The organism is Aeromonas sp. YN13HZO-058 (assembly GCF_001921245.1).
Lineage (GTDB): Bacteria > Pseudomonadota > Gammaproteobacteria > Enterobacterales > Aeromonadaceae > Aeromonas > Aeromonas allosaccharophila.
In genome coordinates this window covers 1-12222 of the sequence record NZ_MQSY01000012.1, presented here as the reverse complement: position 1 = coordinate 12222, position 12222 = coordinate 1, and the positions used below count along the sequence as shown (strand labels likewise).

General features: G+C 45.0%; 11 protein-coding genes and 1 pseudogene. 7 read left to right on the top strand and 5 right to left on the bottom strand.

The genetic code is table 11. The features are described from left to right. Window positions 1-455 precede the first annotated feature (455 nt). From BSP75_RS01675 to BSP75_RS01655, 6 genes are all read left to right on the top strand, one after another. Window positions 456-1154 carry a hypothetical protein gene (locus tag BSP75_RS01675; protein ID WP_075112004.1) on the top strand — a complete coding sequence of 233 codons (699 nt, stop codon included), beginning with the start codon at window positions 456-458 and terminating at the stop codon, window positions 1152-1154. After that, the gene (locus BSP75_RS01670) at window positions 1145-2854 is read left to right on the top strand and encodes a relaxase/mobilization nuclease domain-containing protein (protein WP_253186599.1); all 1710 of its coding nucleotides are present in this window, start codon (window positions 1145-1147) and stop codon (window positions 2852-2854) included. The genes BSP75_RS01675 and BSP75_RS01670 overlap by 10 nt, the downstream gene beginning before the upstream one ends. A gap of 153 nt (window positions 2855-3007) precedes the next feature. Beyond that, window positions 3008-4000 carry an AAA family ATPase gene (locus tag BSP75_RS01665; RefSeq protein WP_005346573.1) on the top strand — a complete coding sequence of 331 codons (993 nt, stop codon included), beginning with the start codon at window positions 3008-3010 and terminating at the stop codon, window positions 3998-4000. 630 nt (window positions 4001-4630) lie between these two features. Then, window positions 4631-5059 (top strand): hypothetical protein, encoded by a 429-nt coding sequence (locus tag BSP75_RS01660; protein WP_075112003.1) that lies wholly within the window; start codon window positions 4631-4633, stop codon window positions 5057-5059. Between the two features lie 464 nt (window positions 5060-5523). After that, a complete protein-coding gene (locus BSP75_RS21410; RefSeq protein WP_148140585.1) occupies window positions 5524-5847 on the top strand; it encodes a hypothetical protein in 324 nt (107 codons plus the stop codon). Between the two features lie 112 nt (window positions 5848-5959). Continuing rightward, a complete protein-coding gene (locus tag BSP75_RS01655; RefSeq protein ID WP_005346574.1) occupies window positions 5960-6217 on the top strand; it encodes a hypothetical protein in 258 nt (85 codons plus the stop codon). A 332-nt stretch (window positions 6218-6549) separates the two neighbouring features. Here BSP75_RS01655 and BSP75_RS21405 read toward each other — a convergent pair. Together BSP75_RS21405 and BSP75_RS01645 are read right to left on the bottom strand one after the other, a co-directional pair. Next, window positions 6550-6684: pseudogene (locus BSP75_RS21405) on the bottom strand (IS5/IS1182 family transposase); the annotation flags it as partial. 74 nt (window positions 6685-6758) lie between these two features. Continuing rightward, window positions 6759-7790, bottom strand: coding sequence for an IS630 family transposase (locus tag BSP75_RS01645; protein WP_075112001.1), 1032 nt, complete (start codon window positions 7788-7790; stop codon window positions 6759-6761). A 134-nt stretch (window positions 7791-7924) separates the two neighbouring features. Between BSP75_RS01645 and BSP75_RS01640 the strand changes: the two genes are divergently transcribed. Next, window positions 7925-8227 carry an antitoxin Xre/MbcA/ParS toxin-binding domain-containing protein gene (locus tag BSP75_RS01640; protein WP_075112005.1) on the top strand — a complete coding sequence of 101 codons (303 nt, stop codon included), beginning with the start codon at window positions 7925-7927 and terminating at the stop codon, window positions 8225-8227. A 372-nt stretch (window positions 8228-8599) separates the two neighbouring features. Here BSP75_RS01640 and BSP75_RS01635 read toward each other — a convergent pair whose 3' ends face one another. The 3 genes from BSP75_RS01635 to BSP75_RS01630 form a co-directional block, all read right to left on the bottom strand. After that, the gene (locus BSP75_RS01635) at window positions 8600-9832 is read right to left on the bottom strand and encodes a sensor domain-containing diguanylate cyclase (RefSeq protein WP_290439295.1); all 1233 of its coding nucleotides are present in this window, start codon (window positions 9830-9832) and stop codon (window positions 8600-8602) included. Window positions 9833-9853: 21 nt separating this feature from the next. Further along, the gene (locus tag BSP75_RS21975; RefSeq protein WP_253186597.1) at window positions 9854-10165 is read right to left on the bottom strand and encodes a hypothetical protein; all 312 of its coding nucleotides are present in this window, start codon (window positions 10163-10165) and stop codon (window positions 9854-9856) included. 145 nt (window positions 10166-10310) lie between these two features. Beyond that, a protein-coding gene (locus BSP75_RS01630) for an IS3-like element ISAs9 family transposase (protein ID WP_085941548.1) occupies window positions 10311-11800 on the bottom strand; the annotation gives its coding sequence in 2 pieces (ribosomal slippage) (window positions 10311-11386 and window positions 11386-11800; 1491 coding nt in all). Window positions 11801-12222: the final 422 nt, after the last annotated feature.

The following is a 12222-nucleotide window of genomic DNA, read 5'->3' as shown; positions in this document are numbered from 1 at the left end:
GTGACTCATGCTGAACCTTATCCCTGATGCCAAGTGGGACTCATGATCTCACATCAGGGACTTGTTCGCACCTTCCCTAACCCACAGATGCACCAGCAATTAATGGCGTGGCTACAACAGGCACTGAGCAATACGGTAGTGACGGGCAACAGAATTTAGCAAAATAAACAGAATTTCCAGCAGCCAGAATATTGGTTGTACGGATAGTTGTAGGCAGAATTTGTACGGCATCGTATCAGGCAAAAGCACATGGATAAAAAGTGTGTTTTTGACAAATCGTTTTTTGGCGAAAAGTAATAAGAGCAAGGTCACTCCTACACCGTACAAATTGCGTTCCGCAATGTACGATGTACGGAGCCTTGCCATGGCTGTCGCCCTGGACCTACCTGGGCTGCCGCCCAGACCCGCTAAATAAATATATAAATTAGAGCTGTTCAGCAGCCAGGAGACAATACGTGGGAAAAGAAAATAAAAAATTAAGGAATAGCAAAAATAACACTTTACGTGAGGAGCTTACAAGAGATCCTGATCTAATGCTGCTCATTGAAAGGGCCGTTATCAGGTGCATCAATGACGATGTCGCTGTCACTATTAGCGGTATAGCTAGAGATGTAAATATGGATACAGACATCGTTCGACAAATGCTGCCGAGTTTTACAGAGATCCGTGATCATCGAATCGAGCTACGCTGCACATATGAGGAAAAACGTCGTTGGGAGAAAAAGGCTAAAAATGCAAGCATCACTGTATCGAGGTTAGCATCTCAATCTCTCACAAAATTGAAAATCGTCATTTCTCCAGCAGAAACATTACGCGACACAATAAATAATCTTATTGCGCAACAGACCGGGTTTTATAACAATTTCAATCAGCTGGTAAAATGGTGTAACTCCCATAAGGGCGATGTAAATCTACTTTTTATTTTATGCGAACTCAGGGAACTAGAAAAACAACATAAAGAGCAGGTTGATAAAATCAACGAGATGTTATCACCACAATTAACACAGCCATCTCGGGTTATACGCCATGACAAAAGCGATACTGCGACCCCAGACACTACATGGTCACACTCAGGTGAGGATGACGAGGATGCAGTGGAGGTAAATCCAGCATTAATCGAGAGTGAGTATGAGGAGCATGAGCTATGGCGGTGATTAGATTTTTTGCAACCAATGGGCATCGCCAGACTAAGTCCAGCGCCCCAATAGATTACCTACTGGGTATCTACAGCGCTCTGACGCCGCAACAAAAAAATGAGCGTAGTACAATCGCTGATGCGATTAGGGTTGCTCGTGATAAAAATGACGCTCCATTGGTTCATCGGTTGAACCAACAACTGAGACTGATCCATGGTGTACAACGGACTCCACCACCTGAGCTGTTGGCTGGAAATCCACGAGACATTACTTATGCAATCGAGATATCGCCACATAAATATAAATACACCAGCGGTGTCATTGCACATGCAATTGAGGACAACCAGGCGCTGAGCTCCAATCCTGATATTGCTCAGGAATTTCGTGCATTGATGGAGGAGCTGGTTTTTGCTGGATTACCCATAGAGGACAGGATGATCTTGTGGGTACAACATACGCATGAACAAAATCTGGAGAATCATTTCTTAATCCCACGGATTAATCTTCGCACTGGAAAATATTTCAACCCTCACCCACCAGGTGCGGAAGGAGATTTTAATGCGATCCGCGATTACCTCAACCTGAAACATAACCTCGCACGTCCAGATGATCCGCAACGCCAGAGGCTGACAGGAACAATACCACGGTACAGTAAAAATGCGGACTTGATTGCAGCGTTATCTGATGCGGTGCAGTTACGGGTAACTCAGGGTCAGTTATGTAACCGACAAGCTGTGATTGATTGGCTGGAGCAACCTCAGACTCGACAAATGTATGGTATTAGCGAAGTCGAGGCTAAAAAGGATTACATACGGATTGTGCCAGAGGGAAAGATCAAGGCTTTTCGGCTGAAAGGACCTTTATTTAGCCGTGCGTTTACCAGTATTGATGTGGTGAGACCGACGTTGACGATAACAACGCCTCCACAACCGTCGTTGGATGCACTCTGGCAGCAGATTGAGGAGCGGATAGCCAAACGCCGGGCCTTCAATCAGAGCCGCTATAACGTCACTGAGACGCTGCACCCAATGCCCTCTCCGAGGCCTGTGAGACGACCGACAGGTATGGCCGCAGTGATAACCCAGAGACATCGCAAACAGCCAACAAATGCTCTTTTTTGGCAACAGCAGATGCAGCTATATGCAGGTTACACACTGACCCCAATTAACCCTGAGGGAACCCTAACAGTAGACACCGAAAAGGCATTAATTCAACTGCTGATGAAAATTTTGAGCGCTATTTTAGCATTACTAGGAGTGAATCATGAATTTAGAGAAACAATTATTAGAGTTGCTCAGTTTTATCAACACCGAGCAGATGAGCTCGATAGCAACACTCAGGGAGCAGGTTCAATCGCAGCATGTCACACAGCAGCAGATAATGAACGACCATCAGGTCTTGCTGACCATGGTGCAGCATTTGAACACGCATACCAGCGACAGCAACGTCTCTGCCGAGAACTCCATTCATCAGATGAGCGTTTCGCTCGAACAGTTGCAGGAGCAGGTTCAGACCTTGAGCGGCTCCGTAGAGAGTACGCAGAGGTCGGTGAGATTGCTACTCGAGGTCTTAGAATCATAATGGATAACCCTATATTAGCAGCCAAAAAAATTGCACGTTTCAGGATGAGGCCTGGAGAGTATGCATTAAAATCTCAGCACGAGCACTCTGGCCAGAGGACTGCACGTCATGAAATGGATTCAGATCTTTCTTTGTAAAATATTCTGAATGGCGTTTGTTTTTTATATTTGCGGAACATCATCAATACAAGATTACTTGCAATGTTTATCTTTATAAATAGCAATAATTAATATCTACCATTGATTTATAAAAACAACAAATAATAATAACTTTTTTTGGGAGGAGTATGTATGCTCCAGAATAGAATGTTAGCTTGGGGGGTTAGTGAGGGGCGGATTGCCAGTGAGCAAAAACCGATTTGGTTGTTGGACGAACTGATTGAGCAGGGTGATCAGTGGATCATCAATGGCGCCCCCAAATCTGGTAAATCGCTGGTCGCAACGCAGCTCGCATTGGCTATCGCCAGTGGAGGACAGTTCCTCAACTGGAGGAATCGAAATCCAGCACGAGTGTTGTATATGGATTTTGAGCTAAAAGATCGGTTGTTTTGGAAACGCTTTTTAACCATGACAGCACATAATAATGTGACTGACCAAACAATTGAGCGGAATTTTTTCCGGTGTGGTGATTTCCAGACAACGGATGTATTGGATCCTGTAGAGGCGAAAAAAATGATCTCCATCGTGAATGAGATCCAGCCTGACCTGATTATTTGGGATGTACTAGCCAGGATGCATACGGCGGTGGAAAATGATAATAGCATGATGGGCCAGGTGATGCGGTCCATCAGAAAAATTAGTCAACCCGCAGCCCACATTGTTGTGCATCATGCAAGAAAATCCTCGCCAGGAGCGGAGGGTTACAACGCAGGCGCTGCTGGTATCAGGGGGGCATCATCCATTCATGGTGAGGCTGATGGCGTTATGTCACTAGCATTACGGGATGGGCAGGGGGCTAGATTCAGCCTCAGGTTTAGTTCGAGAGCGGTTGAAACTCCTGATGAGATTTTATTAAACCGAACAGAACATCTGATATTCGTCAGCGCGAATGATAGTGATAACAACACATTATTAACTTCCCTGAAAAAAGCTCTGAGTGGGCATACCTCAGTATCAGCAGCCGAGTTAGTGAACTCCTTTTGTGCGGAATTTTCCATACAGGAACGGCAGGCAAAAAACTATATCAGAAAATGCGTCGCAAATGCTTGGGTTCGGCGGGAGAGGAGGCCGGATAAAACGTATGAGTATATCGCCACAGATTTACTCACTGATGTGTCAGCCTAAGCACACAATATCTACCATCTGGATGCAAGCATGCAATGAACCTCTATCTATAAATAGATTGCATCCAGAATTACCCCCCTTACATATCCCCCTTTCATGCACAAGAGCGCCTAGTGCTGATTTTAGACATTGCATTTAAAATGCATTATGATGCTAAAATAAACAATTGAGCCTTTGTTTTCAAAATAAAATATGAATCACATTGAAAACAACTAGAACATGTCATTCAAGCATTGATGTCATTCTATATGCAGGAATTCGTCTGTTTATGTTCTGTTTAAGCCTCGTGTCTATTAAATCGAACGGCAAAAATGTTTTTATTTATATTGCTCTGCGAGCATATTATCCACATGTAATGACTACCGCATTAGCGATATTTACCATCCCATCCACATCCATTCTGTTTATGGGCATGTTATAGGTTAAATGTCGTTCAGCCAACACTCAAAAAGAGCAAAAAACAACCAAGAGTGAAATTTGTACAATTATTTTTTCAATAAAAAACTCCTTAAAAATCAATGGTATGATCCATTTATGTCGCTTGACAGATGGCAGTCTCTCGGTTTACCGTGGGCTCATTCCTCGTAATTCACTAGCGTCCTACTGCGGAGAAATCTTATGGATGTTCAAATGACGGATGAAGAACTCATGGATAAAGCCGTTGATGCACTTGTCAATGCTTTTATTGTGATGTTTCGTTCGGTCGGCTATCCAGTCAGACCGTTGTATTACTCAGAAGGGGGGATCACCTTGGAGATCCGAGTGCCACCAACACTCCCTGATTTTATAATGAAAAAATACCCACGGTTTAGGGATGGATTCAGGGCGTGTTCATCAATAGAGTTGATCGGAATACCATATGAATGGCAGGGGTGTGGATTTTTCACAAAATTAGTTAATGCACTAGGTGCTGAGCCTAGTGTTGAGTGCGTCTGTATCTCATGCGTGACTAACGAGGTATTCTCACAGAAACTACAAAACAACCCTGAGTGGGAGCTTTTATATTATAGCGAATTATTTGATGTGAAAGGATTTTATAAGGTATTTAAGAGAGATTGACTATTCTAAGTTTCATTTCAACTACTTCATGTAGCGTCATCAAGCATGCTCGATAAAAGCTATTTTGTCAGCAGCAATCGTCAAGCGCACAAATATCTTTCTCCTATGCATTTTGCGGACCTACCCGTTGAGGTGTTGTTATAGCGCCGCAGGTGGCTCAATAATCGACTTTATGCAGGCACAGCATAGTCGGTAGCACCTTAAGTTAAAGGTTAGCCAGCGTGCGTTGCCGCATGCAATTGCATGCGGCATCTATTCCATTAGTTCAAGCCTACCTACCTATTTCATTGCAATAACATCAACGTCAGTCGGCAAGAGAGTAGTCCATAATGCGGAGATTAATACCGCGTGCAGGTATATATGAAAATATTAGGAAAATTATTATTAGGTTCATCTTCAATTATCTGTTGAATCATCTCAATAAGCCTGATAGCCTGTTGCTGAAATAGATTGCAGGGTGTTTTATGGATGAGGGATATAATAAAAAACTAATGATGGCCACTCAATCATTTAAAGATAGGGCATCAGGGAAAGCACTGCCGGATGGTGAAATGAATTCAGACAGGATATTTATCCTTAGCCCTACAGAACGGCGAGCCTGCTGCCGTGACATAGTGCCTGGAAACCAGCGGTTCTCGTTGAGCTCAAAGAAGCATGCCTGCTCAAAAAGACACATAGCAGCCCTATTTCGTATTGAGTTAATTGATTTTGAGAGTGAGTTTAGGAAAATTAATCGCCGCAAGAACATAAAACTAACCCAGCTCAAAGGAGGTGCTAACAGGGAATAAGTGTCACCTGCCACACACGAAGTTTTAATTTATTTAATTAAACACACAGGCGTTTCTATTTTTACGTCTGGAGCCTATTCACATCTTCCCTTGAAGGGAAATGGAGTAAATAATGAAAATTTTTGACGATCTTTTTAGGAGTATTGAAAAGCACAACGGCACTCGTTCAAGCGCTTTGCTTGCTCAAGCGATGGCATCTGCTTGCAGCGATCGCTACACTGTCTCATTAGCGTCGGTCTGTGCAGTTTTGGATTCTCAGAGTAAAGAGGTGTTTGACCGCCTGGTTCGGATTGCTCAGGAGCCCGATTTCTCCAATGCCGACCAGGACCGGGCCCTTGATAAGCTACGTGCTCTCGGTTTTATCGACTGAGTGAGGATCCTGATTACCCATTAATGATAGTCACATGGATCGATACTTTTATACACAGTTAGTTATACAGGACCTTAAGAGGATATAGCATTTAACATCCTTCTAAGGTCCTGTTCTGCATTAATTTCCTTCGCCTAATTCGACGAGCATTTTTGCCAAGGAAACAACGGGCTATGCCAGCCAACCCCTTATTTTATTCGGCGCACGATGCGCGACCACGGGCAATAACGGGAACCTTCACTTCCGCTATTTTCGTCGCTTTCAAGGTCGATATGCGGCGTTATTACCCAAATCAGCTATCTGGACGTAACTTCCCCAGTCCCAGGTGACAGTTACACTTGGGGCTGCCTAACGGGCAGACCAAGAGCGCACAGTTTGTTCATGGCACACACATAACCCATGACTTCACCTACTTGCCCGTTATATTTGCGCAGACTCAGCTTCTCTGTCATCAGCTGCTTGAACCGGCCTTGTTGAACAAATCCGGGAACTATCTGGTGACTCGATGATCTGACCTCCTAAATAACTGATCCCAATAGTGCTACACCTTCGCTGTGCCATAGCCATTCCCCGGGAAAGGAGACACTGTGTTCATGAAGTGTTTCACTCGGGCCAGCAGACTGGCCATTCCTCTGCATTGATGATTGCGCGTGATGGTTTCATGTAACTTGTGCCACAGCCGTTCTATGTGATTAACCCAAGGGCTGTAAACTGGCTGGAATACCATGCAGAACTTGGGATTCTTCTTCAACCATCGCTCGGTCTGCTTGCTTTTGTGAATGATGTAGTTATCGAGGATCAGCGTGATGGTTTTGGCTCGTCGGTAGTGGTGACGCAGCTTTTCCAGCATGGCGATAAACAGCGATGAGTTTTTCTTTATCCCGCTGACGTAAAGCACTCTTCCGTTGCCTGCATGGAGAACGCCTGCCAGGTAATGTTTGGCGTTCTGTCCCGGTGTGACAACCCGCTTTTGCTGCGCTCTGAACATCCAGTCGGCCCCTAATTTGGGATTGAGGTCTATATCGACTTCATCCTCATAAAACACTGGATTAGCGGTATCACAGCGGGCCAGCGCAGCGTCGATATTCGCCATTTTCTCCTGATAGGCTGGGTCTTTTATCCGCAAGGTTGGCACGGGTCTTCGCCAGACAATGCCCATACGCAGTAACCATCGGCGGAGCGTGGAGGCTGCCATATTGAGGCCTGTTAACCGATTGATTTTGATAGCCAATAGTTCGGTACACCAACGGCTGCGCTGATAACCAAAATCTTGCGGAGAAAACTGCATGAGCAGCACCAGTAAGGTGACAATCTTGGCGACAGGTAAGACCGGGGCACGGCCAGCCGGTAAGGCTTCTAACGCCCCCACACCTTCATCCCGATACCACCGAAGCCAACGGCCGATGGTTGAGCGAGCAGCGCCGGTAAGGTGATGAACATCAGTGATCGAGCGTCCTTCATGTAACAGCAAGATGGCCATCAAGCGACGAGCATGCCCTTTATCACGCGTGGCATGGATGATTTTGTGAATGCGGCGCCGTTGTGGTCGTGGCAGGGGTGGTAGGATAGGCATCAACTCAGTCCTTTGGGTGTGGCTTGTTTTGTTTGGCGACTAATGAGATCGCACAAACTGGACTGAGTTCCCTTCCCCCAGTGATCTACTATTCGAAACAGCTATTTAGCATCATTCATCGAGTAGCTGAATTGATGAGTACAGATGTGGGCTTGATATGCCGCTTAGCAGGCATAAGCCGGAGCATAGTTGCCCGCAAACTCAAGATGGGAGCTCCCCTATCAACCTCTCAGGGCACCAAGGTATACGGCGTTGTACAGGCATTCGATGCGGCACTCTCCTTACACGAGTTCGACACCACAAGGGCATTGTCATGGTTGCACCGCCGAGATTGGGGCCTCGGTGGCGTAGCGCCAGCCCAGCTACTGAATACACCGTTGGGGGTTCAGGCAGTTATCCATTTGGTGGGGCGGATTCAGCATGGGGTGTGCAACTAAATCGAGGGTTCTGATAGGCGAATCCCCACAGAATGCTTCAAAAACAACCAATCTCATCATTTTTTGAAATTTATTTCATTTACCCCACTTGAAAAATTCGGAAAACTGTCCATTTACTAATTATGAGAGCTTCAATTAAATTTAAGCAGCTCACCATTATTCCGCTGCTACGCAGCGAAGATAAACCAGTTTTGTACACCCACGGTTATTATTTCATCAATAAACACTCATAATTGAAGGTCATAACAATCTAATAACGAATTCTATCGAAGGAGATACCCTTACAATAACTGGTTAAATTAGTGCCTAAGGCACTGAATAGTAAAACTTCAATTTATTTCTTGCATATATATCAATCATATGGGATTCACGCTACATGGTGTCATGAACAGTAGTTATTGATATGCACTCGTAAATTCGATTCTTACCATCGCGTTTAGCGTTGTAAACCTGAATGTCAGCTGCATTTATAAGCTCTTTTGCACTAATACCTTTGTTACTAACAGCAACCCCACCACTGAGTGTTACTCGAAGAGCATCTTCACGCCAGTCCAGATGCTCAACACCATGCCTTAATGCCTCCAGTAAAGATATCGCTAAGTTCCCTGAGCCCACTTCAAACAATACAGCTAATTCTTCTCCACCATATCGACAGAACCAGCCATGCTCATAAAAAATTGAATTTCCAAGTTTCGCTACTCTTTTTAATACAGAGTCACCAGTTTGGTGTCCGAACGTATCGTTCACTTTTTTAAAGTCATCTAAATCTAACAGTGCTAAATAAAATGGTTCTTGCTTTTTTAATAGCTGAGATAGCTTTATGTCAAAAAATCTACGGTTGTATAAACCTGTCAGTTGGTCAACATTAGCCTGTAAGCGAGCTTCTGATAATTCATGTGTCGATTTTGCCACTTCGTCATACACATGTGATAACTCAACCATTCTATTCTTAGGTGATTTTAATGAATTGTTACGACTTGACCGAATAACATTTGATAGCTCATTGAGCATTTTTTGAAAATATTTAGACCAAGCCAAAGCTAGCAAGAGATAAAAAATGCAGGTCAGTGCGATGATACCTTGAACATTAAGCGACACACTCTCAATGACACCTTGTAATGTAGATTCTGGAACGACACTAACCAAGATCCAGTCTTGACCATCGACTTTGTTATATGCCACAAACATCTCAGATTCTTTATCATGGAATACGCCTTTTTCTTTTGTGAGCTTTGAAAGCCAGGTCATATTTTTCATGGGAGTAAACATTAGTTCTTTATCAGGATGAACTAGCATCTTACCAGCCCCATTCACCAACATCTGATACCCAGCATCTTGCTTATGATTAAGCCACTTTGATATAGGTTGAAGTAATGTATCAATTGAAAAGACACCAACTAACTTCCCTGTCGGGTCTTCAATTGTTTTAGCTAATGAGAGGGATAGCGTTCCGTAAATGTAGTCGTAATATGGTTCAGTCCAAACCATCTTACCTTTATTTTTAACGGCAAGTTGATACCATGGTCTTATGCGCGGGTTAAAATTTGAGTCTGGTTGCCATTCAGGATGAACAAGCAATTGTCGATGCTCTGTACCAACATAGATGTATTGTAGCCCAGCAGTTTCCTAATAACGCCGCCAGTCGTGTAAGTATTCATATTGATGCGTGATCTTATTATTTATAAAGTCTTTATAATCAACCTTGCGATAGATAAGTTCAAACTGTGTTGTGAGGGTATCAAGATATGGCTTAATCAAAACATTATGAGGTTGATCATTCTTGGATACTAATTGTTGCTGTAAATCACGTTGAAGAGTGATGGTCATATGATAGTAATAAATAGCCCCAAGAATTAATATGGGGACAAAAAGCAGAACCAACCCAAGACGCATGCGGGAAATCAATGACCATGTTTTCCACTGGATTTTATCACTCATTACACCGACATCCTGTCTGAAAAAATCTGATGGGCTAACCATACCAGAAAGCTTTAAATGAGCCCAGCATTGTGATCACCCTCCTCGAACCTGAACGAGCCCCCTCAGGATGACTTGCGGCGTTTTTCAAGGTAGTTGTCGTTTTTTATGCTGCCCGGCGTTCATTTTCCGGATTGAGCGCCACCATACTTACTGGTGTCCAGTTCCTTGTTTTACCAGACCAGCGTTCAGGATGCTGGCATCGTGCGGCTTCATAGACTGCTTCCCGTTGTTTAAGCAGGGGCTTATCCAAACCCTGGTGCCTTTGTTCTGGTGTGACAAACTTAATCCCGCTATGACGATGTTGGGTGTTGTACCAGCGTATGAAGCTGTGTACCCATGCCCGTGCTTTGCTTATATCGCTAAAGCCATCGGCAGGCCATGCAGGGCAATATTTCAGTGTTCGGAACAGCGACTCCGAGTAGGGGTTATCATTGCTGACCCGGGGTCTACTGAATGACGAGCAGACACCCAGTTCATACATTTTGGCCAGCATTGTGAAGCTCTTCATCGGAGCCCCGTTATCTGAGTGTAAAATTAATCCGCTATTCCGGCAGTTTTCCATGATGACGGCCCGCTGTAACAAGGCTGCGGCATATTCACCGCGCTCAACCTCCCTCACTTCCGCTGCCACAATTTTACGGCTATATACATCCATGAGCATGTATAGATAATACCGCTCCCCTTTAACCTCTCCTGGCAAATGGGTTATGTCCCAAGACCAGACTTGGTTCGGACCATGTGCTGTATAGCTGGTCGGACGGCTATAAGTACCACGGGGTTTCCCACCGGCTCTGTGGTGCAATTGATCTTCTGCCTTCAGGAGCCGATAGAATGTTGCTTCCGACGCAAGGTATATGCCCCTGTCAGCAAGCATGGGGACGATCCTCGACGGAGGTAAAGACGCGTACTCAGCCTCAGAGCATACCTGTAGTACCCGTGTTCGCTCATGTTCTGTCAGCTTATTGGCTGGCACTGGCCGTCTGGCTAATGGTCTTCCATCTGGTTTTAGCCTGCCGTCACAGAACCATCGCTGAAAAGTCCTGTGTGTGATACCCGCAACTCGGCAGGCCTGCGCATAGCGAGCCCCGTGGTCTACAGCTTCCTCTATCAGTGCAATTATCCGTTGCCTCTCCGGGTAAGAGGTCAGTCGTCCTCTTCGTTGTCCCGGAGGGCTGATAACTTTTCCTGAAGCACCAGCAGTGCAGCCAATTCGGCTAGAGCCTTGTCTTTTCGACGTAGCTCTTTTTCAAGCGCTCGGATGCGGGCTTTCTCTGAACGAACAGCTCGCTGTTCATCAACCAATTGGCGATGCTTAGGCTGATTGGCCGCCAGGCAATTTTGCTTCCATGCCACAAGATGCTCAGGGTACAGACCATGTTTCCGACAATACTCAGCCAACTCATGTTCAGACAATGCGGCCGTTTCAAGCAGGATCGTAAAAATTTGCTCTGTAGAATGCTCCGAGTCGGGTTCGATTTTTCGGATGATCAGCCCCTCTAGTTCCAGTTGTTTTCGCCAGCCATGAACAGTTGCAATGCCAACACCAATATCATCAGCAACCTGTCTGAGGCTCCAGTTATAGGGTGGCATCATATGCATGATGGCTCTCTCCCTAAGCTCAGGCGCAATCCTGTGATTAGCCATTTTACAGCTCCAGCCCCCAGTGAAAAAATCAGGCGACAACTACCCTGCCACTGGGGGCTTGCTCGATAACTACTTACTACCGTTCATACAATCTGAACGTTAAGGTTTGTCTACGATGAAGACGATGGCCTGAGCTTTAAAGCCATGAGTGTCTGAATATATTATATTTTCAATGGTATGTGTCACACTGCATCAAATTTATAGTAACAATAGCCAAAGCCCCGAACACATCTACAGAGACACCTTCAGGCACAGTGTTCAGATCTAATCGCCTGGCCTCCCCAAACAACCTAGGGAAGGTGCGAACAAGTGGATCGCACCTTCACCACGAACTCTTTGTCCGCATTTGAAATGCCCATCACTCCAAAAAA